The following is a 24,654-nucleotide window of genomic DNA, read 5'->3' on the forward strand; positions in this document are numbered from 1 at the left end:
TGTCATCGACGGGATGGGTCGAAATACTGAGCCGACGTTGAGGCCGGGGCGCGACTTGGTTAGCCTTGTGCGCCGATAACACGAATAATGCGCGCTACGCGTGCAGGGGCGAGGAAGCATGGCCCAGTCGACCACTCACGCAGCACCGGCTGCGGCGTCCGCGCCGTCCGAACCGTGGTACAAGGTGCTCTATATCCAGGTCCTGATCGCGATCGCCCTCGGCGTCGCGCTGGGCTACTTCTACCCGGACGTCGGCAAGTCGCTGAAGTGGCTCGGCGACGCCTTCGTGGCCCTGATCAAGATGATGATCGCGCCGATCATCTTCTGCACCATCGTGCACGGCATCGCATCGATCGGCGATCTCAAGAAGGTCGGCCGGGTCGGCCTCAAGGCGCTGATCTACTTCGAGGTCGTCTCGACGATCGCGCTGCTGATCGGCGTCCTCGTCGGCGAGGTGATCCGGCCCGGCGCCGATTTCCACGCCGATCCGTCCAAGCTCGACGCCAGCAAGGTCGCAACCTACGCGAGCAAGGCCGCCGCCGACTCGACGGTCGCCCACATCATGGCGCTGATTCCGAAGAGCTTCTTCGACGCCTTCGCGACCGGCGACCTGCTGCAGGTGCTGCTGATCTCGATTCTCACCGGCGTCGTCGTCACCGGCATGGGCAAGAAGGCCGAGGGCATCGCCCACGCCATCGACACGGCGGGCCAGGTCTTCTTCCGGATCATCGGCCTCATCGTGAAGCTCGCGCCGATCGGCGCCTTCGGCGCCATGGCCTTCACCATCGGCGAGTACGGCATCCAGAAGGTCGTCGACCTCGCCTGGCTGGTGGGCACCTTCTACGTCACGGCCCTGCTGTTCGTGATCGTGGTGCTCGGCTCCATCGCCCGGTTCGCCGGCTTCTCGATCTTCCGGTTCCTGGCCTACATCAAGGACGAACTGCTCATCGTGCTCGGCACCTCCTCCTCGGAGACGGTGCTGCCGCACATGATGACGAAGATGCGGCGCCTGGGGGCCTCGGACTCTGTCGTCGGCCTCGTCATCCCCACCGGCTACTCGTTCAACCTCGACGGCACCAACATCTACATGACGCTGGCGACGCTGTTCCTGGCGCAGGCCGTGGGAGCCGACCTGTCGTTCGGGCAGTACGCGACCATCATCGTCGTGGCCATGCTGACCTCGAAGGGCGCGTCGGGCGTCACGGGGGCCGGCTTCATCACGCTGGCCGCGACGCTCGCGGCGATCCCGAACAACCCCGTTCCGGTCGCTGCGATGACGCTGGTCCTCGGCATCGACAAGTTCATGTCGGAGTGCCGCGCGCTCACGAACCTCGTCGGCAACGGCGTGGCCTGCGTGGTCGTTAGCCGCTGGGAGGGGGAGCTCGACGTGGCCAAGCTCAACGAGGTGATGGCGCACCCGGTCTCGATCGGCACCCACATCTCGGACGAGTCGCCCCAGCCCATGGACACCGGCTCCGTGCAGGATCCGGGTGCTCCGAAGGTCGCGGCCGCGGAGTAGTCCTCCGCGGAAACCGCTGTCCCTGCCGGCGGGCGGCCCCTCAGGCCGCCCGAGCCAGATCGGCGGTCGGCTGCTCCACCTCGTCCGTGTGCACCTCGAAGCGCGCGAGCCAGGCCGGGCCGAAGCTCGTGGTGAGGGCGCAATCCGTCGCGTCCCGGCCCCGGGCCATGACGATGCGGCCGATGCGGGGCACGTTGTGGCGCGCGTCGAACGTGTACCAGCGCGGACCCTCGGGGCCTTCCAGGAAGACCTCGAACCAGGCCGAGAAGTCCATCGGGGCCGGGTCCTTCGGGACGCCGATGTCGCCGAGGTAGCCCGTGGCGTAGCGGGCCGGGATGTTCATGCAGCGGCACAGGGTAATGGCGAGGTGCGCGAAGTCGCGGCAGACGCCGACCTGCTGCGTGTGGCCGTCATGCGCCGTGCGCGTCGCGTCGGCCATCTGATAGTCGAAGCGCAGGCGCGCATGCGCGTAGTCCACGATGGCCTGCACCCGGCCCCAGCCCTCGGGCGCGGTGCCGAACAGCGACCAGGCGGTGGCCGAGAGCTTGTCGGTGTCGCAGTAGCGGGAGCCGAGAAGGTAGACGAGCACGTCGTCGGGAAGGTCCTGCACGGGGATCTGCCGGGCCCCCGGCGCCACCGCGTCCGGCAGGCCCGAATCCGCGATCGTGAAATCGGTTGAGAAGGTGATGCGGCCGCAGGGTGCCACGAGCCGGGTCGCCACGTTGCCGAATCCGTCCACGTGCTGGGACGTCGGCACGGGCGGGTCGACGGTGATGACCTCCGGCGTCACCAGATCACCGCGGCGCTCCGGCCGGATGTTCAGGAGCAGCGTAATCGGGGTCTGCGCGGGCGTGTCGAAGGCCAGAGTGTAACCGGTGCGGATGTGCATGGGGGTTGCCGTGAATTGGGTAATGTCGGGCTTAACAGGAGTTCACGGCCCCGGTTCCGCAATGCAGCGCTGCGAAATCAGCAGTTGCTGCTCAAATTCACGGCATGGGGCGGGTTGAGGCCGTGGCGAGCGCCAACATGGTAGCGCTTGCCAAGATCGCAAAACGCACATAAAGATATCTTTATGTCTAGCACGCGTCAGCAGGGATCGGCCCCCGTCCGCTTCGTCGACGCCCTCGCGGCCCTGCGGGCCGCGGCGGAGGAGAGTCGCCTGCGCATCCTCGCGCTGCTGTTCGAGGGCGAACTGTCGGTGTCGGACCTCACCGACATCCTCGGCCAGTCCCAGCCGCGGATCTCCCGCCACCTGAAGCTCCTGGTCGAGGCCGGCCTGATCGAGCGTCACCGGGAAGGCGCCTGGGCCTTCTTCCGCCTCGCCGAGGGTCGGGCCGCCCTGGTCGATTCCCTGATCGCCGGCATCGACCGGGCGGTCGCACCGCTCTCCGAGGACCGGGCCCGGCTGGAGGCGGTGCGGGTGCAGCGAGCGGACGCTGCCCAGGCCTTCTTCGCCCGGCTCGCACCGAAATGGGACCAGATCCGCTCGCTTCACGTCCCCGAGGCTGCCGTCGAGGCCGCGGTGCTCGACGTGCTCGGGCCGCGGCCGGTCGGCAGCCTGATCGACCTCGGCACCGGCACCGGCCGCATGCTCGGTCTGCTGGCGCCGCTCGCCGGCCGCGCCACGGGGCTCGATTCCAACCACGCCATGCTGTCGGTCGCCCGGGCGAACCTCGAGCGGCGCGGTCTCGCGCGGGTCGACCTGCGCCAGGGCGACATCCACGCGCCGCCTTTCGCGAGCCGCAGCTTCGACCTCGTGGTGGTGCATCAGGTGCTCCACTACCTCGACGACCCGGCCAGGGCGCTGCGCGAGGCCGGCCGTCTCGTGGCGCCGGGCGGCCGGCTGCTGGTGGTTGATTTCGCCCCCCACGACCTCGAGTTCCTGCGCGAGGCCCAGGCCCACCGCCGCCTCGGCTTCGCCGACGAGCAGGTGGCCGGCTGGCTCGCCGAATCCGGCCTGCCCGCCACGGAGATCCGTCACCTCGTGCCGGCCGCGGCCGCCGAGCAGAACCTCACCGTCACCCTCTGGCTCGCCGCGGAGGCCATCGCGGCGATCCCCGACGGGACCATACCTGACCTGACGACCGACGCCGCGCCGGCCCGCGCGGTCGCCTGACCTTTCGCGTTTCCCGCCGTCCGGACCGACCGCTTGAAGAGGACGATTCCGATGCCCACAGCCTCCCAACACCGCGCCAGCCGGGATGGCTACCGCCCGATCCGCGTCTCCATCGAGTTCTTCCCGCCGAAGACCGAGGAGATGGAGCGGATCCTCTGGAACTCGATCGAGCGCCTCGCGCCGCTGCAGCCGAAATTCGTCTCGGTGACCTACGGGGCGGGCGGCTCCACCCGCGAGCGCACGCACAACACCGTCGCCCGGATGGTGCGTGAGACGAGCCTCAGGCCCGCCGCCCACCTCACCTGCGTCGATGCCACGAAGGACGAGATCGACGGCGTCGTGCAGTCCTACTGGGATGCGGGCGTGCGCCACATCGTGGCGCTGCGCGGCGACCCGGCGGAGGGCGTCGGCCACGCCTACCGGCCCCATCCGGGCGGCTACGCGCAGACCGCCGACCTCGTGGCCGGCATCAAGCGCATCGGCGACTTCAAGGTCTCGGTCTCGGCCTATCCCGAGAAGCACCCCGAGGCCGCGAACCTCGATGCCGACATCGATGCCCTGAAGGCCAAGGTCGATGCCGGGGCCGACCAAGCGATCACCCAGTTCTTCTTCGACAACGAAATCTACCTCCGCTACCGCGACAAGGTCCGAGCGGCCGGGATCGAGATCCCGATCATTCCCGGCATCCTGCCGGTGCAGAACTTCAAGCAGGCGGCGAACTTCGCCCGCCGCACCGGCGCCTCGGTGCCCTACTGGCTCGCCGCCCGCTTCGAGGGGCTGGAGGACGACGTGGAGACCCGCCGCCTGGTCGCCGCCGCGGTGGCGGCCGAGCAGGTGCTCGACCTCGTCGACCAGGGCGTGGAGGACTTCCACTTCTACTCGATGAACCGCTCCGACCTCGTCTACGCGATCTGCCACCTCCTGGGCCTGCGCGCGCAGGGGCCGAAGGTGGCGGCCGCAAAGGCGGCAGCCTAGATTGAGGATGGGGCCAGACGAACGGCCCCATGGAGACGCTGCCGTGGCCGAACCGCAAGATAGGATCCTGCCACTTCTGCACGAGATGCGTGCAGAGACGCGCGCTGGATTCGAGCGCGTCGATCGAAAGCTGGAGCAACACGACGCGCGCTTCGACCAGCTTGATCGGCGCTTCGATAACCTTCGTGAGGCCGTGAACGGCGAGTCCGTCCTCGAAGCGCACGCCTGACATCCATCGGCCTCCCGCCCCGGCGGGAGGACCCGCATCGGCCCGGCCGACGCGTCGCCCCTACGAGAGATTCGATGACCGCATTCCCCCCCGTCGACGGCACCGAGATCGCGCGGGAGCTCCGCCAGCGCGCGTCGGAGAAAATCCTCGTGCTCGACGGGGCGATGGGCACCGTCATCCAGCGGCTCGGGCTGACCGAGGCGGACTTCCGCGGCGAGCGATTCCGCGACCACGGGCACGACCAGAAGGGCAACAACGACCTCCTGATCCTGACGCAGCCGGACGCGATCCGGCAGATCCACCTCGACTACTTCCTCGCCGGCGCGGACGTCTGCGAGACGAACACCTTCTCGGGCACCACGATCGCCCAGGCCGATTACGGCATGGAGCCGATCATCCACGAGCTGAACGCGCAGGGCGCGCGCCTCGCGCGTGAGGCGGCGCAACTCGCCGAGGCGCAGGACGGCCGCCGCCGGTTCGTGGCCGGCGCCATCGGCCCGACGAACCGCACGCTCTCGATCTCGCCGGACGTGAACAACCCGGGCTACCGCGCCGTCACCTTCGACCAGGTGCGGGACGCCTACGCGGAGCAGGTGCGCGGCCTCATCGCGGGCGGCGCCGAGCTGATCCTGATCGAGACGATCTTCGACACGCTGAACGCCAAGGCGGCGGTGGCGGCGGCCTGGGCCGTCTTCGAGGAGACCGGCATCCGCCTGCCGATCCAGATCTCCGGCACCATTACGGACCTGTCCGGGCGCACCCTGTCGGGCCAGACGCCGGCCGCCTTCTGGCACGCGCTCCGCCACGCCGATCCGTTGACCTTCGGGCTCAACTGCGCCCTCGGCGCCCGCGAGATGCGCGGCCACATCGCCGAACTGTCGCGCATCTGTGACACCCTGGTCTGCGCCTACCCGAATGCCGGCCTGCCGAACGAGTTCGGGCTCTACGACGAGAGCCCCGAGGCGATGGGCAAGCTCGTCGGCGAGTTCGCCGAGAGCGGCCTCGTCAACATGGTGGGCGGCTGCTGCGGCACCACGCCGGACCACATCCGCGCGATCAGCGAGGCGGTGGCCGGCAAGGCGCCGCGGGCGATCCCCGAGATCCCGCGCCTGATGCGGCTGTCGGGCCTGGAGCCCTTCGTCCTCACGAAGGAGATCCCCTTCGTGAACGTCGGCGAGCGCACGAACGTCACGGGCTCGGCCAAGTTCCGCAAGCTCGTCACCAACGGGGACTACGCCGCGGCCCTCGACGTCGCCCGCGACCAGGTGGCGGCGGGTGCGCAGGTCATCGACGTCAACATGGACGAGGGTCTGCTCGACTCGCAGCGCGCCATGGTCGAGTTCCTCAACCTCGTGGCCGCCGAGCCCGACATCGCCCGGGTGCCGGTGATGGTCGATTCCTCGAAGTTCGAGGTCATCGAGGCCGGCCTCAAGTGCCTGCAGGGCAAGGCGATCGTGAACTCGATCTCCATGAAGGAGGGCGAGGAGAAGTTCATCCACGACGCGCAGGTGTGCCGCTCTTACGGCGCGGCGATCGTCGTGATGGCCTTCGACGAGAAGGGCCAGGCCGACAGCCTGGAGCGCAAGGTCGAGATCTGCACCCGCGCCTACAAGATCCTCACCGAGCGGGTCGGCTTCCCCCCTGAGGACATCATCTTCGACCCGAACATCTTCGCGGTGGCCACCGGCATCGAGGAGCACAACCCCTACGGCGTGGCCTTCATCGAGGCGACGCGGCAGATCCGCGAGGGGCTGCCCCACGCCCACATCTCAGGCGGCGTCTCGAACCTGTCCTTCGCCTTCCGGGGCAACGAGCCGGTGCGCGAGGCGATGCACGCGGTCTTCCTCTACCACGCCATCCAGGCCGGGATGGACATGGGCATCGTCAACGCCGGCCAGCTCGCCGTCTACGACGAGATCCCCGCGGACCTGCGCGACCTCTGCGAGGACGTGGTGCTGAATCGCCGCGACGACGCCACCGAGCGCCTCTTGGAGGCGGCCGAGCGCTTCCGGGCGGGGGGCGGCGCGCAGGCCAAGGCGGCCGACCTGTCCTGGCGCGAGGCGCCGGTGGACAAGCGCATCGAGCACGCCCTCGTCAACGGCATCACCGAGTACATCGTCGCCGACACCGAGGAGGCGCGGGCCGGGGCCGAGCGCCCGCTCCACGTCATCGAGGGCCCCCTGATGGCCGGCATGAACGTGGTCGGCGACCTGTTCGGCGCTGGCAAGATGTTCCTGCCGCAGGTGGTGAAGTCCGCCCGCGTGATGAAGCAGGCCGTGGCCTACCTCGAACCCTTCATGGAAGCCGAGAAGGACGGCGCCCCGCGCCAGTCCGCCGGCAAGGTGCTGATGGCAACCGTGAAGGGCGACGTCCACGACATCGGCAAGAACATCGTCGGCGTCGTGCTGGCCTGCAACAACTACGAGATCATCGACCTCGGCGTGATGGTGCCGGCGCAGAAGATCCTCGACACGGCCAAGCGCGAGAAGGTCGACATCGTCGGCCTCTCGGGGCTGATCACGCCCTCCCTCGACGAGATGGTGCACGTGGCCGGCGAGATGGAGCGGGAGGGCTTCGACGTGCCGCTCCTCATCGGCGGCGCCACCACGAGCCGGGTCCACACGGCGGTGAAGATTCACCCCGCCTACGGGCGCGGCCAGGCGGTCTACGTGACGGATGCGAGCCGCGCGGTCGGCGTGGTGTCGAGCCTGATCTCGCGGGAGAGCCGGGGCGCGGTCATCGAGAAGGTGCGGGCCGAGTACGCCAAGGTTGCGGCGGCCCATGCCCGTTCGGAGGCCGACAAGCAGCGCCTGCCCCTCGCGAAGGCCCGGACCAACGCCTTCAAGGTCGACTGGTCCGCCTACCGGCCGACGAAGCCGAGCTTCACCGGCACCCGCGTGTTCGGGAGCTACGAGGTCGCCGACCTCGTGCCCTACATCGACTGGACGCCCTTCCTGCAGACCTACGAGTTCAAGGGCCGCTTCCCCGCGATCCTCGACGATCCCGAGCAGGGGCCGGCGGCCCGCGCCCTGTTCGAGGACGCGCAGGCGATGCTGCGGCAGATCGTGGAGGAGCGCTGGTTCAACCCCAAGGCGGTGATCGGCTTCTGGCCGGCCAACGCCGTCGGCGACGACATCGCGCTCTACACGGGCGAGAGCCGCGCCGAGCGGCTCGCCACCTTCCACGGGCTGCGTCAGCAGCTGTCCAAGCGCGACGGGCGGGCGAACACCTGCCTGTCCGACTTCGTGGCGCCGGAGGCGACGGGCCTCGCCGACTACGTCGGCGGCTTCGTGGTCACGGCGGGGCTCGAGGAGGTCCGCATCGCCGAGCGCTTCGAGCGGGCGAACGACGACTACCGGGCGATCCTCGTCAAGGCGCTCGCCGACCGCATCGCGGAGGCCTTTGCCGAGCGCATGCACGAGCGGGTCCGCCGGGAGTTCTGGGGCTATGCGGCGGGTGAGAGCTTCACGCCCGAGGAACTCGTCCACGAGAGCTACGACGGCATCCGCCCGGCGCCCGGCTATCCGGCCCAGCCCGACCACACCGAGAAGACCACCCTGTTCGACCTGCTCCAGGCGGAGCGGCGGGTCGGGGTGAAGCTCACGGAATCCTACGCCATGTGGCCGGGCTCCTCGGTCTCCGGCCTCTACATCGCCCACCCGGAGGCGCACTATTTCGGCGTCGCCAAGGTGGAGCGGGACCAGGTCGAGGATTACGCTGCCCGCAAGGGCATGGCGGTGGCGGAGATCGAGCGCTGGCTCGGGCCGATCCTCAACTACGATCCGGCGCAGATCCCGGCCGCCGCGGCCGCATAGCCGCGCCCGCGGGGCCTTCGGGCTTCGTCACCACTGAAGGATGGCCGCAAGGCCCGCTGGTCCGACGCGTGCGGTCCGGCGGCCCTTCACATGCTCGCGAGCACGCGCGCTCGGACCCGTCGGATCGCGGGGCGCATGCGGTCTCTTTCCGGAGACTGCCCCGGCCGCCGGGCCGGCAAAAGGACGGTCTAAGCTCTCGCTGCAACCGCTGGATAGGCTTGAATGACTTGTTTCGAACTATAAGTGTATTAGAACCAAATAAGTGTTATAAACAAAGTATGATCTCACAATAACGAATATTTAACTGCAAAGCCCCTTGAGTAGGTCGCGGGGGTGAGCGATGTTTTTCAACGCACGGACACGGAAAACGGCAGCCGGACAATCGGGGGCGCGCGCGGCCGTTCACGGGAACGGCGACAGCAGGGCGCGGCTCCAGGCCCTCGACCGGTCGCTCGCGACCATCGAGTTCGGCATGGACGGCACGATCCTGGACGCGAACCCGAACTTCCTGGCCCTGTTCGGCTACGAGCCCGACGAGGTGATCGGCCGGCATCACCGGATGTTCATCGACCCGGGCGAGGTGGAGAGCGATGCCTACCGGGTCTTCTGGCAGGACCTGAAGTGCGGGCGGTTTCAGGCCGGCGAGTACCGCCGCATCGGGCGCGGCGGACGCGAGATCTGGATCCAGGGGACCTACAACCCGATCCTCGACGCTGCGGGCCGCCCGATCCGCGTGGTCAAGTTCGCCACCGACGTGACGGAGCGCAAGCTGCGCAACGCGGATCACGAGGGCCAGATCGCGGCGATCAACCAGGTCCAGGCCGTGATCCACTTCGCGATGGACGGCACCATCCTGGATGCCAACCGGCAGTTCCTCGACAGCATGGGCTACGAGCTCGCGGCGATCCGCGGGCAGAACCACCGCATGTTCGTCGATGCGGACACGGTCGAGAGCTGGGACTACGCCTCGTTCTGGCAGAAGCTGCGGGCCGGCGAGCATCAGCAGGGCGAGTTCCGGCGGATCGGCCAGGGCGGCCGGGAGGTCTGGATCCGGGCGAGCTACAACCCGATCCTCGACATGAACGGGCGCCCCTTCAAGATCGTGAAGTACGCCACCGACGTCACGGCCGAGAAGCTGCAGGCGGCCGACTTCCTCGGCCAGTTCGAGGCGATCAGCCGCTCGCAGGCGGTCATCCAGTTCGATCTCGACGGGCGCGTGCTCGATGCCAACGACAATTTCTGCAACGCGATCGGCTACCGCCTCAGCGAGATCCAGGGCCAGAACCACCAGATGTTCGTGGATCCTGCCTTCGCGCGGAGCCGCGAGTACCAGGAGTTCTGGCAGCGCCTGCGCCGGGGTGAGTACTTCTCGGCGATCTTCGATCGCGTCGGCCGCAACGGGCGCAAGGTCGCGATCCAGGCGACCTACAACCCGATCCTCGACCTGAACGGGCGGCCCTACAAGATCGTCAAGTACGCCGTCGACGTCACCCGCAACATGGAGGCGCGAGCCCGCGCGGTCTCCGCGGCGGCCCAGACCCTCGACAACGTGCAGGCGGTCGCGACCGCGGCCGAGGAGATGAGCGCCTCCGTCGCCGAGATCGCCGAGACGATGCTGCGGTCCAAGCAGACCGTCGACGGGATCCACGCGCAGTCTCAGATCGCCGACGCTTCGCAGGGGCGCCTGCGCGAGGCGGCCCGCGCCATGGACGGGGTGGTGCAGGCGATCACCAAGATCGCCGAGCAGATCAACCTGCTCGCCCTCAACGCCACCATCGAGGCGGTGCGGGCGGGCGCGGCGGGCAAGGGCTTCGCTATCGTGGCCAACGAGGTGAAGACCCTGGCCAATCAGGCCACCGTCGCGACGAGCCGGATCTCCGAGGAGATCGCCGCGATGCAGGACGTGTCCGAGGAGGTCGGCCGCACCCTCACGGTGATCGGGGCCGGCGTCGCCTCGGTGCAGGACTTCGTCACGCAGGCGACGGCCGCCATCGAGCAGCAGACCATCGTCACCCGCTCCATCTCGGCGAGCATGCAGACGGCCACGGGCGACGTGCGCCTCATCGGCGAGGGTCTCTCGGCCTGGGCATAGGGGCGGGCCGGGGCGGAGTCAGGCTTGACCGCAGCCGCCGAGCCGCTTCAATGCGGCTCACGGTGAAGCGTGGCGGCAGGGTCCCGGTCGGATGGCAATGACAGGCAAGCGGCTGGCGCCGGTGGTCGCGCTCGCGTCCCTGAGCCTCGCGGCCTCGGGCTGCACGGGCTTCTCCTACATCTCCAAGACCTACGTCAGCCTGACGCCCCAGGTCGTCACCATCGGCTGCAACGACCCCTACGAGGTCTACGACCAGCGCCAGCAGCGCCGGATGCTGATCGTCTCGAACGCCCTGCGGGAGGTGACGGGCTGCGGCATCGGCGACCGCTACGCCGGCCGCGACCCGGCGGCGAGCCGGGCCGAGCGCTTCCGCCTCGCGGCGCGGGCCTACCTCGACGAGACCGTCCGGGAGGATTGCCGCATCACCGGCGAGACCGTGTTCACGGACCTGCAGACCGAGTTCGCCTACGCCTGCGCGGGGCCGATCGAGCCGCGCGGCACCAAGGTCCCGCGCCTGCCGGGCCGCGGCGGCGTCGGCATCGGGGGGCGCTGAGGGCCTTCGCGCGACAACCGCGCTCCGGTCAGGGCTGCCCCTCGGGCGGGTGCGGGAAGGTGCGCTCCATCGCGTCGCCCGCGGCGGCGAGGAGGGCGCGCGCCAGCGTCCGGGCCTCGGTCCGGTCGAGGTCGAGGACGGCCGTGAAGGGCCGGCCCTCCAGGTCGCCGAGGCCGAATTCGAGGCGCACGCCGTCCTCGGCGCTGGCGACCGACAGGCTCCAGTCGCGGCTCCTCTTCGATCCGTTCATCGACCCCTCTCGCGTCGTTTCGTGGCGGATGCGTCCTGCATGGCCGATCGGGCCGGTCGATGCCAGGGGCGCCCCGCGTGTCCGGGAACCGATCCGCGATTGACGCTCCGGCCCCGGCTGGTGTTTGACGCCCCCTCGACCCGGGCGGTTGTGGCCCGGGACCGCACAGGCGAAGGGTTCAAGCAGGATGTCCGAGATCTGGTTTCGTACGGGCGAGGCGACGGTGCTGGCGGCCGACGGGCAGTACACCGACGCGATGCCCGAGGTGCTGATCGGCTCGACGCGCGGCCCGGTCGGTCAGGCGTTCGCCGGCATGATGGGGCAGGTGCAGGGCCACACCCGCATGTTCGTGGTGCGCGACCTCAACCAGCTCGTCCGCCCGGCCACCATGATGACCACCAAGGCGACGATCCACACCGCGGAATACGTCGAGCTCCTCGGCGGCATCGTGCAGGCGGCCACGGGCGACGCGATCGTGGATTGCATCATCGAGGGCATCCTGCCGCGCGAGGGCCTCGACGAGCTATGCATGATCATCATGATCTGGCTCGACCCGCGCTGCGCCGAGGACGAGAACCTCGACCGCAAGGACCTCTACCGCACCAACTACGAGGCGACGAAGCTCGCCATCGGCCGAGCGCTGAAGGGCGAGCCGACGGTCGACGAACTGATCGCCAACCGCAAAACGGTGAAGCACTACGCCCTCGAGGACGTGATCGAGTACTGAGGTCAGCCCGGGGCCTCTACGCGTGCCAGGGCGGTGCGCGCGTAGAGGTCGGCGATCGGGCGATCGAGGCCGAAGGCCGGCAGGACGATCCGGTCCGCGGGCGCGGTGAGCCGTGTCCGCACCCAGGCTCCGCCGCGGCGCTCCGAGACGGTCACGTCGTAGGCCTGCTGCTCGATGAGGAGCACGGCCTCACAGGAGGGCACGGCCTCGTAGCCGGCGAGCTTCACGTCGATCTTCTGGCGGGTGCTGCCGGAGAGCCGTCGGCGGTCGCTCGGCGAGAGGATCTCGGCGGCGAGGTAGAACGTCCGCGTCACGTTGCGGCCAGGCTCGATGTCCGCCCAATCCAGAACCGCGACGTCGGGCACGTAGGTATGCCCTTCGATGGCCGGTCGCAGGTCGAGAGCCGGGTTCTGCAGGGCGACCCGTGAGGCTCCGACCCTCCGCAGCCCCTCGCTCAACAGGCGTTCGAGATCACCCGCGATGAGCTGGTGATGGAAGTTCGGCTGCGCCTGCATGACGTAGCGGCCCCCGATCAGTTCCCACTTCTCCTCGTCCGGGCGTGTCTCCACGAACTCCATGAAGGCGAGGTGGCTATCCGGCGCGCGCGGGCTCAGAGCTGGCATGCGAGGCCCCTGATGGATGCGGCGTGCCGAGCTTCCGGCCTTCTCCGGGATGCGTCAAGCGCCTCTCACCCCGGCGGGATGCGACCGACCGAGCAGAGGGTCCGCAGGCTGCTGCTCGACGGATCGGTGTAGCAGCTCGCCGACCAGCCGTTCTGCTGGATGAAGGACTTGCGCCGCTCGGCGAGGGAGGTGGCGTGCGCCCGGGCGATGATCGGCGCCACGGTCTCGGCCGGCTCGCCGACCAGGAGCTGCGAGGCCACCGCGAGGTCGCGGAAGAAGGCCCCGGAGGGCTGCGCCTCGGCGGAGCTCGCCTGCACGATGGGCTCGGCCCGGCAGGTCACGTCGAGCTTGATCGCGCCCGGCACCCGGATATCGATGCTCGGGCCGGCCCGTCGCCCGACCTTGCCGCCGGTCGCCGCGGCGATCTGCTGGGCGAGCCCGTCGCAGGTGTCGGCCCGGGCCGCGGCGGGGCTGAGGAGGAGGGAGAGGGCGAAGGCGAGGCGAAGCATGGCGGCACTCTACGGACGGGCCGGCGGCTGTCGAGAGCCTTTCCGTGCGACGGCCACTCAATGGAAGTCCCGGCTGCGGAAGACGCGCCGGTCCGCGGGCGCTCCGAAGTCCGTGGTCTCGGCCGGCAGCCGCACGCCGCCCTCGCGCAGTGCCCGCAGCTCCCCGGTGAGGTCGCGGAACCGCTCGGCGACGAGGTGCACCACCCGGTGCTCCCCCGTGCCCTGGCCCTGCACGCGCCCGCGCACCGCGAGGAACCGGGCCGTCATGGCGATCCGGCGGTTCGCCTCGAACACCTTGCGCCAGACGATGACGTTGGCGATGCCGGTCTCGTCCTCCAGCGTCAGGAAGACCACGCCCTTGGCGGTGCCCGGCCGCTGGCGGGTCAGCACGAGGCCCGCCACCGTCACGGGGCCGGGGGGCAGGTCCTCGGCCAGGTGGGCGCGGGTGGGGATCGCGCCGATCCGGGCGAGGCGCGCGCGGAAGAAGGCGACGGGGTGCCCCTTCAGGGAGAGGCCGGTCGCCGTGTAGTCCTCCGCGACCTGTTCGGAGGGGGCGAGGGCCGGCAGCGCCACCGCGGGCTCGTGCCGGAACAGGCCGTCGTCGGCATGCAGCGCGAAGAGGGGGAGGGGCGCGTCGAGGTGCGCGCGCCGGTCCGCCGTGGCCGCCAGGCTCCGCCCGCCGCCCTCGAGGCTGCGCACCGCCCAGAGGGCGGCGCGGCGGTCGAGGTCGAGGGAGCGGAAGGCATCCGCCTCGGCGAGCCGCTCCAGGGTGTTGCGGGGCAGCGCGAGCGCGGCCTGCAGGCCCTCGATGCTGGCGTAGCCGTTGCCGCGCAGCGCCACGAGCCGGCGCATCGCGGCCTCGGGCAGCCCGCTCACCTGGCGCAGGCCGATCCGCACGGCGAGGCGCCGGGGCGCGCCCGGGGGCGGCGGCTCGGCGGCCGGCTCCAGGGTGCAGTCCCAGTCGCTCGCGTTCACGTCCGGCCCCCGCACCTCGACGCCGTGGGCGCGGGCGTCCCGCACGAGCTGGGCCGGCTGGTAGAAGCCCATCGGCTGCGCGTTGAGGATGGCGGCGAGGAACACGTCCGGATGGCGGCACTTCAGCCAGGCCGAGGCGTAGACGAGGAGCGCGAAGCTCGCCGCGTGGCTCTCCGGGAAGCCGTAGGTGGAGAAGCCGCGGATCTGCGCGAAGCAGCGCTCGGCGAAGTCCCGCGCATAGCCGCGCCGGGTCATGCCGCCCACGAACTTCTCCTCGAAGCCCCCGATGGCGCCGTTGTGCCGGAAGGTCGCCATGGCGCGCCGCAGCCCGTCGGCCTCGGCCGGGCTGAAATCCGCCGCCGTGATGGCGATCTGCATGGCGTGCTCCTGGAACAGGGGCACGCCGAAGGTCCGGTGGAGGACGGCGTAGAGCTCGTCGGCCGGGCCGTGCTCGGGGTGGGGGGCCGGGTACTCCACGGGCTCCTCGCCCGCCCGGCGGCGCAGGTAGGGGTGGACCATGTCGCCCTGGATGGGGCCCGGCCGCACGATCGCCACCTGCACGACGAGGTCGTAGAACGCCCGCGGCCTCAGGCGCGGCAGCATCGCCATCTGGGCGCGGCTCTCGACCTGGAAGACGCCGACCGAATCGGCCCGCGACAGCATCGCGTAGACGGCCGCGTCCTCGGCCGGCAGGTCCGCGAGCGTCGGGTAGGTCTGGCCGTAATCCCGCTCCAGGAAGTCCAAGCCGCGCCGCAGGCAGGAGAGCATCCCGAGCGCCAGCACGTCGACCTTCATCAGGCCGAGCACGTCGATGTCGTCCTTGTCCCACTCGATGAAGGTGCGGCCGGGCATGGCGGCGTTGCCGATCGGCACCGTCTCGTCGAGGCGCGCGCGGGTCAGCACGAAGCCGCCGACGTGCTGCGACAGGTGGCGCGGGAAGCCGATCAGCGACACGGCGAGGTCGACCGCCCGGCGGATCAGCGGGTTCCCGGGGTCGAGCCCGGCCTGCGCCACGTGGCCGTCCGGCAGGTCGCGGCCCCAGGAGCCCCAGACGGTCTCGGCGAGCGCGCCGGTGATGTCCTCGGTGAGGCCGAGCACCTTGCCGACCTCCCGGATCGCCGAGCGCGGGCGATAGTGGATCACCGTCGCGCAGATCGCGGCCCGCTCGCGGCCGTAGGTCGCGTAGAGGTGCTGGATCACCTCCTCGCGGCGCTCGTGCTCGAAGTCGACGTCGATGTCGGGGGGCTCGCCGCGGTTCTCGGAGATGAAGCGGGCGAAGAGCAGCCGATGGTGGGCCGGGTCGACGGCGGTGATGCCGAGGCAGAAGCAGACCGCCGAGTTCGCCGCCGAGCCGCGGCCCTGGCAGAGGATGCCCCGGTCGCGGGCGAAGTCGACGATCGCGCTGATCGTCAGGAAGTAGGGAGCGTAGTCCTGCCGCGCGATGAAGGCGAGCTCCTCCCGCAGCGTCGCCGCCACGCGGTCCGGCACCCCGTCCGGGTAGCGCCACTCCGCGCGGCGCAGAGTGAGGGCCTCGAGGTGCGCCTGCGCGCTGAGCCCCGGGGGCACCGGCTCCTCGGGATACTCGTACTTCAGCTCGCCCAGCGAGAAGCTGCAGGCGGCCGCGATCTCGAGCGTCCGGGCGACGGCGTCCGGATGGTCGGCGAAGAGGCGCGCCATCTCGGCGGCGGGCTTCAGGTGGCGCTCGGCATTCGCCTCCAGGCGGGTGCCCGCAGTCTCCAGGGTGCAGCCCTGGCGGATGCAGGCGAGCACGTCCTGGAGCGGGCGCCGGTCCGGATGGTGGTAGAGGGCGTCCGAGACCGCCACCAGGGGCGCGCGCAGGCGCCGCCCGAGCTCGGCGAGCAGGCCCAGGCGCCGGCGCTCGTCGCCGCGCCGGGCGTGGCTGCCCGCCAGGTAGGTGCGGTCCGGCGCCGCCTCGGCGAGGGCCGCGAGGCGCTCCGCGAAGGCCCGCGGCGGTACGGCCCGGCGCTCCGGCGGCATCGCGAGGAAGACCTGGCCCTCGGCCGCCCCCAGCATCTCGTCGAAGGCGAAGCGGCACGTCCCCTTGGCGGCGCGGCGGTTGCCCGTCGAGAGCAGGCGGCAGAGCCGGCCGTAGGCCGCCCGGTCGGTCGGGTAGGTGACGGCCTCGAAGCCCTCCTCGGTCACGAGGCGCACGCCGGGCAGGAAGGGGATGCGCCACGCCTCCGGGTCGCCGGCCCTGCGCGGCCCGGCCGGCTTCACCCGGGCGGCCGCGTAGGCCCGCGCCAGGCCCGAGACGGTGTTGCGGTCGGCGATGCCGATCGCCGCGAGGCCGTAATCCAGGGCTTGCTCCACGTAGTCCTGCGGGTGGGAGGCGCCCCGCAGGAAGGAGAAGTTCGTGGTGACGGCGAGCTCCGCGTAGCCGCTCACGCGAACAGCCCGTGCACGAACCAGGCGGCCGGCTCGCCGGCGGCATGGGGGCCGTCCCGGTAGAGCCAGAGCCGGCGGCCGGCCTCGCACTCGACCACGTAGTAGTCGCGGGCCGGGCCGGCGCGGCGCCACCATTCGGAGGCGATCCGCTCCGGGCCCTCCGCGTGGGCCACCCGGTGCAGCCGCCGCCGCCAGCGGAAGCGCCGGGGTGGTCCCTCGGGCGCCGCCGCGATGACGTCCTCGGCCGCCTCGCTCCGCTCGAGCAGCACGAGGGGCCGGGGCTGCGCGCCGTCCGGCGGTCGGGGCCAGACGGGGGCCGTCCCGGGCGCGGCGCGTCCCGGCTCCTCCGCCGCCCCGTCCCGGGGCTTCCCGCCGCCCGGCCCGCCCCGCCACGGCATCAGCCGGTCGGCCCGCTCGGGGATGTGGCTCCCCTGCGGCTCCAGCCGGATCACCCGGCGGCCGAGGCGCTGGTGCAGCGCGTCGACCAGCGGCGCCAGCGGCGGGGGCGCCGCGGCCCCGGTGAGCACGGCCTGGCGGCGCGGCAGCGGGCCCGTCGCGGTCACGTCGAGCCGGACGGTCTCGAAGCCGAAGCCGGCATCGAGCGCCGCTCCGAGGCGGTCGAGGCGCAGGGCCAGCAGGCGGCCGACATGGTCCGCGCACAGGGTCGGCTCGGCGAGCCCGAGATCGAGGCTGCGGAGCGCATCGTCGACCCGGTGCAGGGTCAGCCGCAGGCCGAGCGCCCCGACCCCGTCCGCCTCCAGGCGGGGCACGACCTCCCGCATCAGCCGCTCGGCCGCCCGCACGATGGTCTCCTGCCGCCCGATCGGCTCCAGGAAGCCCCGCACGGCGCCGTACCGCACCGCCTCGCCGAGGCAGGCGAGGGGCTCAGGCCGCGCGCCGAGCGCCTGGTCGAGGCGGGTCGCGAGGATCTCGCCGAAGCGGCGGTTGAGCGGGGCCCGGGGGGCCTCGGCGAGCTGGCCGATCCGGCGCAGGCCGAGCCGCCGCAGGGCCGCGGCGGCGCCCGGCTCCAGCCGCAGGGCCTCGACGGGCAGCCCGGCGAGGGCCGCCCCGGTCTCCTCCGGCGGCACCACGCGGCCGTCCGGCCCGTGGCGGGCGAGGGCGAAGGCGGCGCCGGGCGTGCCGGCCAGCGCCAGCCGGGCCGGCACCGCGTGGGCGGCGAGGCGCGCACGGAGGTCGTCCATCAGGGACGCCTCGCCGCCGAGGAGATGGCTCGCGCCCGTCACGTCGAGGAAGAAGCCCTCGCACGCCTCCGCCGCGCCGAAGGGCGCGACGCGCGGGGTGTAGCGCTGCGCCCAGAGGCAGAGGCGCAGCAAGGCCGCCGCATCCGCCTCGGGATCGGCCGGGTGGACTGCGAGGTCCGCGCCGATCCGCGCCCGCACCCGGGCGAGGGGCTCGCCCGGGCGCAGGCCCAGCGCCCAGGCCCGCGCATCCACGGCCGTCAGCCGCAGGCCTCCCGGGCCCGCCGCCGCCACGACGGCGGGGCGGTCGCCCTCAGCCTCGCCCCGCGCGCGGCGCAGGCGCGTGATCGGCCAGTGGCTCAGGCAGACCGAAACGATGCGCGGCATGATCCCACTCCAGGAGCCAGTCCCCGGGCCGCCCGTTGCGGCAGCGGTCGAGCCGGGCGCGCCAGCGGGCGCGCACGGTGCAGCCGAAGCGGTCCCGCAGGGCGGGGCCGGCGGCGATCCGCCAGCGCGTCGCCGCCCCGTTGGGCAGGTCGGCGGCGGCCGGGCGCAGGATCAGCAGCAGGGGGGCGCCGGCCTCGGCAGCGAGCTGGAGCCGGCGCCCCTGGGTCAAGGGCAGGCCGCCGTCGAGGAACCCGGCCACGGCCGGCAGGCTGCCGGTCCGCAGGGCCTCCTCCAGGGCGAGGTGGACCTCCGCGTCGCCGCCCGCCTCGAGGACGAGGAGCCGGTCCGGATCGAGCCCGAGGGCCGCGAGGCCGTGGCCGTAGGGCGTCGGGTGCCCGGGCGCGAGGACGAGGAGCGCCTCGCCCGGCACCCGCGCGAGGCGCAGGGCCACGAGGGCGAGGGCGAAGCCGAGGGCCGCCGCCTCGTCGCCCTCGGTGAGGGGCGCGATCTCGTGGGGGCGGCCGAGCGCCAGGCCCGACCCGGGCAGGCGTCCGTCGAGGGTGGGAATCCCGATGGGCAGGACGGAGCCGGCCTGCCGCTCCGGGCCGTGCCCGAGGCGGCCGCGCAGCTCCGCGAGGATCGCCGTCCGATCCCGCCGCGGCTCGTCCGCTTCCGGCTCGTCATGAGACCGCTCCATTCCCGCTCGACTCCATGCCCACAGACTAGGAACAAAGAGTGAACAAGCTCAACCGGTTTCCGGACGGGTTCGGATTTCCGTCTTTTGCCAGACGGTTGGCCTGTGGACGGCTGTGGACGAATGTGGACGGCGCCGGACGAGCCCGCGGACTCGGGCGTGCCGGCCGAGGCTTGACCCCCGTCGAAGCGCGGCGGCAATGTCGCCGCGGCCGCGCTCCGGAGGTGCGGCGACATCCGGGGAAACGTCCATGCGTCTGCTGCGCGCCGTCACGGCCCTCGCCGGCCTGCTTCCGCTCGCGGCCCTGCCCGCCGGGGCGCAGCAGCCGGACGCGGGCGTCCAAGCGCCGGCGGCGGCCCAGGCGCCGGCAGCCCAGGCGCCCGCGGCGTCGCCGGGCCGGACGCGGGCGCGGCGGCCGCAGGCCCAGGCCCCGAGCCAGCCCATCATGGTCTACGATGCCCGCATCGAGGCCGGGGACCTGCGCATCTCGGGCAGCGTGCGCCGGGGCGGCACCGTGGTGATCCTCGACGACGACATCTCGGTGATGGCCGACCGGCGCGGGCGCTTCCTGTTCCGGCTGCCCCACATGCCGACGAACTGCACCGTCACCCTCAAGGCGGGCGAGGACGAGCGCGAGGCGGTGGTGGCCAATTGCGGGCCGAACGGCCAGCCGGGTCCCCAAGGGGAGCCGGGTCCGGCCGGTCCGCAGGGCATCGCCGGGCTTCAGGGCCCGCCCGGCCCGCAAGGGGAGGCCGGTGCCAAGGGAGAACAGGGGCCCAAGGGTGAGCCGGGTGCAAAGGGTGAGCCGGGTGCCAAGGGTGAGGCTGGTCCGCAGGGTAGCGTCGGGCCCAAGGGAGAGCCCGGCCCGAAGGGCGAGGCGGGACCCAAGGGCGAGGCGGGCCTGCCCGCCCCGCCGGTCGCGGCGGCGCCCGCGCCCTTCCGCTCCGTGCGCGCCGAGACCTGTCCGGCGGAGGGCTGCGAGCTCGCCTGCGAGAGTGGCGAGGTCTTCGTCTCGGCCCATTGCCTGAAGGCGGGCAGCCCCGTCTTCGCGCCGGGCGGCGCGCGGGCCACCTGCCCGGCCGAGGCCGGCGGCATGGTGGGGTTCTGCGCGCGGCCGTGAGCCGGCGCCGTCCTCGCGGGAGGTTGGACCCGAGCCGCGCGCGCCGCCCCGGCGGGCGGCGCGCCCGTCAGGCCGCCTCCCGCAGCCAGTCCAGCATGCCGGCGGCGGCCGCGCGGCCGCTGCCGAAGGCGCCCTGGAGGAGGTAGCCGCCGGTCGGGGCCTCCCAGTCGAGCATCTCCCCGGCCACGAACGTGCCGGGATGCGCCCGCAGCATGAAGCGCCCGTCGAGGCCCGAGAAGCGCACGCCGCCCGCGGTGGAGATCGCCCGCGCGAGGTCGGCCGTCGCGGTCAGGGTGAGCGGCGCGGCCTTGATCAGGGCGGCCAGCGCCTCCGCCCCGGCGGGGGGCGGGCCGCCGGCCGCCTCGCGCAGCAGGCCCGACGCCACGGGCGAGAGCCCCGCGGCCTTGCGCAGCCGCGTCGCCAGGGATTCGCCGGGCCGCCCCCTGGCGAGCCGCGCCGCGAGGGCGGCGGCCGTCAGGTCGGGGCGCAGGTCGAGGGTGACCTGTGCCGCGCCCTCCGCCGCGACCGCCTCGCGCAAGGTCCGCGACAGGGCGTAGACGGCCCCGCCCTCGATGCCGTCCCGGGTGATCAGGGCCTCGCCCCGCACCGTCCGCGCCCCGGCCGTGAGGGCGATCCGCTTCAGGGGCTCGCCCGCGAAGCGCTCGCGGAACACCTCCGACCAGGCGACCCGGAAGCCCACGTTCGAGGGGCTCAAGGGGGAAACCGCCACGCCGGCCTCCGCGAGGAGCGGCACCCAGGCCCCGTCAGAGCCGAGGCGCGGCCAGCTGGCGCCGCCGAGCGCCAGCAGGACGGCGCGGGGCCGGACCGTCACCGGGCCCTCCGGGCCCGCGAAGGCGAGGCCGGCCTCGCCCCAGCCCGTGAGCCGGTGGCGCGTGCGGATGCGGACGCCGAGCCCGTCGAGGCGCCCGAGCCAGGCCCGCAGCAGGGGCGAGGCCTTGAAGCTCTCGGGGAACACCCGCCCGCTCGACCCCACGAAGGTCGGCTGCCCGAGCCCCGCGCACCAGTCCCGCAGGGCCTGGGGCGGGAAGGCCTCGATGGCGCCGCGCAGGGCGTCGGCGGGGTGGTAGCGGGCCAGGAAGTCCGGCAGCGGCTCGCCGTGGGTCAGGTTGAGCCCGCCCCGGCCGGCGATCAGGAGCTTGCGGGCGACCGAGGGCATCCGCTCGTAGACCGTGACGGCCCGGCCCGCCCCGGCCAGCACCTCGGCGGCGGCGAGCCCCGCCGGGCCGCCGCCCACCACCGCGAGTTCGGAGCACTCATCCATGCGGCACCGGAAGGCCCCCGCGGCGCGGGCCTGTCAAGGCATGCCTCCCGGAGGGAGGCCTATCAAGACATGCCTCACGGGGCAGGCCTGCCCGGGCCGCCCAGCCGCTGCCCTTGATTCGCCGGGATCCTACCCCTAACTCGCGCCCATCGGCTGCGGGCCCCTCTGGCGGGACGCATCTTGGAGCACCTTGCAAGACGCCCGGATCCGCGGGCGTCCACCCGACGGCCGCGGGCGGCCCGGCGGGCGGCTTGCGAGAGGCGCCTCATGCCTCCGTGATGTCGGAGCCGATGCTTTCCTCCTCGCGAAGCATCACGGTCCCCGATGGTCGATCTCCTGTACGTCGAATGGCTCGGCAAGCCGGTCTGGCTCTGGCTCGGCTTCCACGCGCTCGTCTTCGTGCTGCTCGCCTTCGACCTCGGCGTCCTGCACCGGGACAAGGACCACGAGATCGGCATCAAGGAGAGCCTCGGGCTCACGGCCTTCTACTTCAGCCTCGGCCTCGCCTTCGGCGGATTCGTCTGGTGGGAGCTCGGGCCCAAGGCCGGCCAGGAATACGTGACGGGCCTCGTCATCGAGAAGTCGCTGTCCATGGACAACGTCTTCGTCATCTCGGTCATCCTCACCTCCCTCGGCATTCCCCGCGTCGCCCACCACCGGGTGCTGGTCTGGGGCATCCTGGCGGCGATCGTGCTGCGCGGCCTGATGATCGGCCTCGGCGCCGCCCTGGTGCACCAGGTGCACTGGGTGCTGTCGCTGTTCGCGGCCTTCCTGATCTATGCCGGCCTCAAGATGCTCTTCTCGGGCGACGAGGAGGCGGGCGACATGAACCAGAACGCCGTCGTGCGCTGGCTGCGCCGGGCGTTCCGGGTCACGCCCGAGCTGCACGGCCAGCGCTTCACGGTGCGCAAGACCGACCCCGAGACCGGCCGGACGGCCCTGTGGCTGACGCCCCTGGCCCTGGCCCTCGTCCTCGTCAACGGCGCCGACGTGATCTTCGCGGTCGACAGCGTGCCGGCGATCTTCGCCATCACCACCGACACCTTCGTGGTCTACACCTCGAACATCTTCGCGATCCTGGGCCTGCGCGCCCTCTACTTCGCGCTCGCCGCGATGGTCGATCGCTTCGCCTACCTGAAGCCGGCGCTGGCCTTCATCCTGATCTTCATCGGCGCCAAGATCGTGGTGGCCGACACCTTCTCGCTCGTCGACGTGCCGCCGTGGGTGTCGCTCCTCGTCACCGTCGTGGTGCTCGCCGCCGGCATCGCCTACAGCCTCTGGCGCACCCGCGGCGAGGCCCCGGCCGCGGACCCGCAGGTGGAGCCGCGGCACGAGGCGGAGGCGCGCGGGCGCGCCTGAGGCCCGCGCTGCCGCCGCGCCCGACGAGCCTCAGGCCGGCAGCGCGGCGATCAGGTCGCGCAGCGTCGTGATGGTCGAGGCGTCGGCCACCCCGTCCACCCGCTCCTGGCGGAAGTGGCGCTGGAAGGCGGTGACCACCGCGTGGGTGGCCGCGTCGAACACGCCCGTCACCGGCAGGTCGTAGCCGTAGAGGGTGAATATCGCCTGCAGCGCCTCGATCGGCTGGCCGGCATCCCCCCGGGCGAAGAAGCGCCCGTCCCGCAAGGGCGCCGCGGGCACGAGGTGGCCGATCCCGGCGGCGGCGAGGCGGGCCCACGGAAAGCCCTCGCCCGGGTCCTCCTTGCGCCCCGGCGCCACGTCCGAATGAGCGAGCACCCGCTCGGGCGGGATCCGGTGCCGGCCCAGGATGTCGCCGCACAGGGCGATCACGGCGGCGATCTGCGCCTCGGGAAAGGGCGGCAGCCCCCCCGCATGGCCCGGATGGGCGATCTCGATGCCGATCGAGCGGGAGTTGACGTCGCGCTCGCCCTTCCAGGCGGACCGGCCCGCGTGCCAGGCGCGGCGGCCCTCGGGCACCATCTGCACCACGCGGCCCGCCTCGAGCACGACGTAGTGGGCCGAGACCTCGGCGATCGGGTTCGCGAGGCGGCTCAGCGCCGCGGCCGCCGTCTCCATGCCGGTGTAGTGCAGGAGCAGCATGTCGGGGGGGCCGCCGCGCCGCGCGCCGTGGTTCGGCGAGGGCATCACGCCGGAGGCGACGGGGCTCTCGGGGGCCGCCGTCACCGCAGGCCCCGCTCGGCCGCGATCCGGTCGTAGGCCGCGTTGATGGCCGCGAGCCGGCGCGTGGCGATCGCCACCGCCTCGGGCGGCAGGCCCCGCGCGATGGCCCGGTCCGGATGGTTCTCCGAGACGAGGGCGCGGTGGCGGGCCTTCAGGGCCGCGTCGTCCGCGTCGTGCTCCAGGCCGAGCACGCCGTAGGGGTCGTCGGCGAGCCGGACGTGGCGGGCGCCGATGCGCCGGAAGGCGGCCTCGTCGAAGCCGAAGATCGTCGCCACGGCCTGCAGGTAGGACGCCTCGGCCTCGTGGATCGCCCCGTCCGCCTTGGCGATGTGGAAGAGGCCGTCGAGCACGTCCTCCAGGAGGGCCGGCTCGTCGTGGAACACGCTCGCCATCTGGCGGGCATAGGCCTCGTAGCCGCTGGTCGTCGCCTTGGCGAGGTCGAACAGGCGCGCGACGCCGGCCCGGGCCGCGGGCTCCACCTGCACCACCTTGCCGAAGGCCTCCACCTCGGATGGCGTCACCACGCCGTCGGACTTCGCCATCTTGGCGGCGAGCGCCACGAGGCCCGTGGTGAAGACCACGTCCCGCGGGGTGGTGCCGAAGGGCGCGCCCTCCCGGTCCACCAGGAAATGGCCGGCCACACCACCGGCCAGGGCCCCGAGGGGGCCACCGATCGCCATGCCGAGGCCGACGCCGCCGAGCTTGCCCCAGATGCCCGAGGTCATCGGCGGGCCCGCGCGGCGAGGATGGGGGCGGGTGACGGACGGTCCGGCAAAGGGCGGCTCACGGCAGGCGGTTCGGGACCGCGTGGGATAGCCGCTTCGCCGGGGACGAGAAAGGGCCGGCGCGCGGCGCCGGCCCCCGGTTTGGTGCGATCCGTCTTCGTGCGATCCGTCCTGCCGGGCTCAGCGGCAGTACACGTCGCCGTAGGCGTCGCGGTAGGTGCCGTAGGGGCAGCGCGGCGCCGTGGCGGCACCCGCGATGGCGCCGCCGGCGCCGCCGATCGCCGCGCCCGCGAGCGCGCCGCCGGCCCGGCCCGTGGCC

20 protein-coding genes are annotated in these 24,654 nt (G+C 72.4%); 10 read left to right on the forward strand and 10 right to left on the reverse strand.

The features are described 5' to 3' along the window. Positions 1–118 precede the first annotated feature (118 nt). Positions 119–1,519 carry a dicarboxylate/amino acid:cation symporter gene (locus tag ACLBXP_RS03585; RefSeq protein WP_447666174.1) on the forward strand — a complete coding sequence of 467 codons (1,401 nt, stop codon included), beginning with the start codon at positions 119–121 and terminating at the stop codon, positions 1,517–1,519. 40 nt (positions 1,520–1,559) lie between these two features. On the opposite strand, the gene ACLBXP_RS03590 is transcribed toward ACLBXP_RS03585, so the two are convergent. Beyond that, a complete protein-coding gene (locus ACLBXP_RS03590) occupies positions 1,560–2,408 on the reverse strand; it encodes a transglutaminase-like domain-containing protein (RefSeq protein ID WP_447666175.1) in 849 nt (282 codons plus the stop codon). A gap of 183 nt (positions 2,409–2,591) precedes the next feature. On the opposite strand from ACLBXP_RS03590, the gene ACLBXP_RS03595 reads away from it, so the two are divergent. The 6 genes from ACLBXP_RS03595 (at position 2,592) to ACLBXP_RS03620 (ending at position 11,299) form a co-directional block, all read left to right on the forward strand. Beyond that, positions 2,592–3,635, forward strand: coding sequence for an ArsR/SmtB family transcription factor (locus tag ACLBXP_RS03595; RefSeq protein WP_447666176.1), 1,044 nt, complete (start codon positions 2,592–2,594; stop codon positions 3,633–3,635). A 51-nt stretch (positions 3,636–3,686) separates the two neighbouring features. Continuing rightward, the gene (gene metF, locus ACLBXP_RS03600) at positions 3,687–4,610 is read left to right on the forward strand and encodes a methylenetetrahydrofolate reductase [NAD(P)H] (RefSeq protein ID WP_447666177.1); all 924 of its coding nucleotides are present in this window, start codon (positions 3,687–3,689) and stop codon (positions 4,608–4,610) included. A 43-nt stretch (positions 4,611–4,653) separates the two neighbouring features. Beyond that, positions 4,654–4,839, forward strand: coding sequence for a hypothetical protein (locus tag ACLBXP_RS03605; RefSeq protein ID WP_447666178.1), 186 nt, complete (start codon positions 4,654–4,656; stop codon positions 4,837–4,839). Positions 4,840–4,913: 74 nt separating this feature from the next. Then, positions 4,914–8,654, forward strand: a complete 3,741-nt coding sequence (metH, locus tag ACLBXP_RS03610; protein ID WP_447666179.1) for a methionine synthase — start codon at positions 4,914–4,916, stop codon at positions 8,652–8,654. Between the two features lie 340 nt (positions 8,655–8,994). Continuing rightward, entirely contained in the window at positions 8,995–10,746 is a 1,752-nt protein-coding gene (locus tag ACLBXP_RS03615) for a PAS domain S-box protein (protein ID WP_447666180.1), read from the forward strand. 91 nt (positions 10,747–10,837) lie between these two features. Further along, positions 10,838–11,299: a hypothetical protein gene (locus tag ACLBXP_RS03620; protein WP_447666181.1), complete on the forward strand. Its 462-nt coding sequence runs from the start codon at positions 10,838–10,840 to the stop codon at positions 11,297–11,299. Positions 11,300–11,327: 28 nt separating this feature from the next. Here the strand turns inward: ACLBXP_RS03620 and ACLBXP_RS03625 are convergent, their stop codons facing one another. Then, positions 11,328–11,549: a hypothetical protein gene (locus tag ACLBXP_RS03625; RefSeq protein WP_447666182.1), complete on the reverse strand. Its 222-nt coding sequence runs from the start codon at positions 11,547–11,549 to the stop codon at positions 11,328–11,330. A gap of 187 nt (positions 11,550–11,736) precedes the next feature. Here ACLBXP_RS03625 and ACLBXP_RS03630 point away from each other — a divergent pair, with 187 nt between their 5' ends. Further along, complete coding sequence (locus ACLBXP_RS03630; RefSeq protein ID WP_447666183.1) at positions 11,737–12,276, forward strand: formaldehyde-activating enzyme; 540 nt, start codon at positions 11,737–11,739, stop codon at positions 12,274–12,276. Positions 12,277–12,278: 2 nt separating this feature from the next. Here the strand turns inward: ACLBXP_RS03630 and ACLBXP_RS03635 are convergent, their stop codons facing one another. From ACLBXP_RS03635 to ACLBXP_RS03655, 5 genes are all read right to left on the reverse strand, one after another. Further along, positions 12,279–12,899 (reverse strand): Uma2 family endonuclease, encoded by a 621-nt coding sequence (locus ACLBXP_RS03635; protein WP_447666184.1) that lies wholly within the window; start codon positions 12,897–12,899, stop codon positions 12,279–12,281. 65 nt (positions 12,900–12,964) lie between these two features. After that, on the reverse strand, positions 12,965–13,408 hold the full coding sequence (locus ACLBXP_RS03640) for a hypothetical protein (protein WP_447666185.1): 444 nt from the start codon (positions 13,406–13,408) through the stop codon (positions 12,965–12,967). Between the two features lie 57 nt (positions 13,409–13,465). Beyond that, the gene (locus ACLBXP_RS03645) at positions 13,466–16,789 is read right to left on the reverse strand and encodes an error-prone DNA polymerase (RefSeq protein ID WP_447666186.1); all 3,324 of its coding nucleotides are present in this window, start codon (positions 16,787–16,789) and stop codon (positions 13,466–13,468) included. Continuing rightward, a complete protein-coding gene (locus ACLBXP_RS03650) occupies positions 16,786–18,375 on the reverse strand; it encodes a Y-family DNA polymerase (RefSeq protein WP_447666187.1) in 1,590 nt (529 codons plus the stop codon). The genes ACLBXP_RS03645 and ACLBXP_RS03650 overlap by 4 nt, the downstream gene beginning before the upstream one ends. Beyond that, on the reverse strand, positions 18,302–19,072 hold the full coding sequence (locus ACLBXP_RS03655; protein ID WP_447666188.1) for an ImuA family protein: 771 nt from the start codon (positions 19,070–19,072) through the stop codon (positions 18,302–18,304). The genes ACLBXP_RS03650 and ACLBXP_RS03655 overlap by 74 nt, the downstream gene beginning before the upstream one ends. Before the next feature lie 247 nt (positions 19,073–19,319). On the opposite strand from ACLBXP_RS03655, the gene ACLBXP_RS03660 reads away from it, so the two are divergent. After that, a complete protein-coding gene (locus ACLBXP_RS03660; RefSeq protein WP_447666189.1) occupies positions 19,320–20,189 on the forward strand; it encodes a collagen-like protein in 870 nt (289 codons plus the stop codon). Positions 20,190–20,256: 67 nt separating this feature from the next. Here the strand turns inward: ACLBXP_RS03660 and ACLBXP_RS03665 are convergent, their stop codons facing one another. Then, entirely contained in the window at positions 20,257–21,471 is a 1,215-nt protein-coding gene (locus tag ACLBXP_RS03665) for a TIGR03862 family flavoprotein (RefSeq protein WP_447666190.1), read from the reverse strand. Between the two features lie 324 nt (positions 21,472–21,795). Between ACLBXP_RS03665 and ACLBXP_RS03670 the strand changes: the two genes are divergently transcribed. Next, positions 21,796–22,830, forward strand: a complete 1,035-nt coding sequence (locus tag ACLBXP_RS03670; RefSeq protein WP_447666191.1) for a TerC family protein — start codon at positions 21,796–21,798, stop codon at positions 22,828–22,830. A gap of 30 nt (positions 22,831–22,860) precedes the next feature. Here the strand turns inward: ACLBXP_RS03670 and ACLBXP_RS03675 are convergent, their stop codons facing one another. After that, entirely contained in the window at positions 22,861–23,613 is a 753-nt protein-coding gene (locus ACLBXP_RS03675) for an N-acetylmuramoyl-L-alanine amidase (protein WP_447666192.1), read from the reverse strand. Beyond that, positions 23,610–24,335 carry a TerB family tellurite resistance protein gene (locus ACLBXP_RS03680; RefSeq protein ID WP_447666193.1) on the reverse strand — a complete coding sequence of 242 codons (726 nt, stop codon included), beginning with the start codon at positions 24,333–24,335 and terminating at the stop codon, positions 23,610–23,612. Before ACLBXP_RS03680 ends, ACLBXP_RS03675 begins: the two co-directional genes overlap by 4 nt. Between the last annotated feature and the right edge of the window lie 319 nt (positions 24,336–24,654).

This window comes from Methylobacterium sp. A54F (genome assembly GCF_053346035.1).

What these genes read in the sequence shown, in the direction of transcription:
- ACLBXP_RS03615 (WP_447666180.1), top strand. Translation starts at nt 8,995, where the DNA reads ATGTTTTTCAACGCACGGACACGGAAAACGGCAGCCGGACAATCGGGG.
- ACLBXP_RS03660 (WP_447666189.1), top strand. Translation starts at nt 19,320, where the DNA reads ATGCGTCTGCTGCGCGCCGTCACGGCCCTCGCCGGCCTGCTTCCGCTC.
- ACLBXP_RS03630 (WP_447666183.1), top strand. Translation starts at nt 11,737, where the DNA reads ATGTCCGAGATCTGGTTTCGTACGGGCGAGGCGACGGTGCTGGCGGCC.
- ACLBXP_RS03635 (WP_447666184.1), bottom strand. Translation starts at nt 12,899, where the DNA reads ATGCCAGCTCTGAGCCCGCGCGCGCCGGATAGCCACCTCGCCTTCATG.
- ACLBXP_RS03595 (WP_447666176.1), top strand. Translation starts at nt 2,592, where the DNA reads ATGTCTAGCACGCGTCAGCAGGGATCGGCCCCCGTCCGCTTCGTCGAC.
- ACLBXP_RS03665 (WP_447666190.1), bottom strand. Translation starts at nt 21,471, where the DNA reads ATGGATGAGTGCTCCGAACTCGCGGTGGTGGGCGGCGGCCCGGCGGGG.
- ACLBXP_RS03620 (WP_447666181.1), top strand. Translation starts at nt 10,838, where the DNA reads ATGGCAATGACAGGCAAGCGGCTGGCGCCGGTGGTCGCGCTCGCGTCC.
- ACLBXP_RS03585 (WP_447666174.1), top strand. Translation starts at nt 119, where the DNA reads ATGGCCCAGTCGACCACTCACGCAGCACCGGCTGCGGCGTCCGCGCCG.
- metF (WP_447666177.1), top strand. Translation starts at nt 3,687, where the DNA reads ATGCCCACAGCCTCCCAACACCGCGCCAGCCGGGATGGCTACCGCCCG.
- ACLBXP_RS03625 (WP_447666182.1), bottom strand. Translation starts at nt 11,549, where the DNA reads ATGAACGGATCGAAGAGGAGCCGCGACTGGAGCCTGTCGGTCGCCAGC.
- ACLBXP_RS03670 (WP_447666191.1), top strand. Translation starts at nt 21,796, where the DNA reads ATGGTCGATCTCCTGTACGTCGAATGGCTCGGCAAGCCGGTCTGGCTC.
- ACLBXP_RS03650 (WP_447666187.1), bottom strand. Translation starts at nt 18,375, where the DNA reads ATGCCGCGCATCGTTTCGGTCTGCCTGAGCCACTGGCCGATCACGCGC.
- ACLBXP_RS03590 (WP_447666175.1), bottom strand. Translation starts at nt 2,408, where the DNA reads ATGCACATCCGCACCGGTTACACTCTGGCCTTCGACACGCCCGCGCAG.
- ACLBXP_RS03640 (WP_447666185.1), bottom strand. Translation starts at nt 13,408, where the DNA reads ATGCTTCGCCTCGCCTTCGCCCTCTCCCTCCTCCTCAGCCCCGCCGCG.
- metH (WP_447666179.1), top strand. Translation starts at nt 4,914, where the DNA reads ATGACCGCATTCCCCCCCGTCGACGGCACCGAGATCGCGCGGGAGCTC.
- ACLBXP_RS03680 (WP_447666193.1), bottom strand. Translation starts at nt 24,335, where the DNA reads ATGACCTCGGGCATCTGGGGCAAGCTCGGCGGCGTCGGCCTCGGCATG.
- ACLBXP_RS03655 (WP_447666188.1), bottom strand. Translation starts at nt 19,072, where the DNA reads ATGGAGCGGTCTCATGACGAGCCGGAAGCGGACGAGCCGCGGCGGGAT.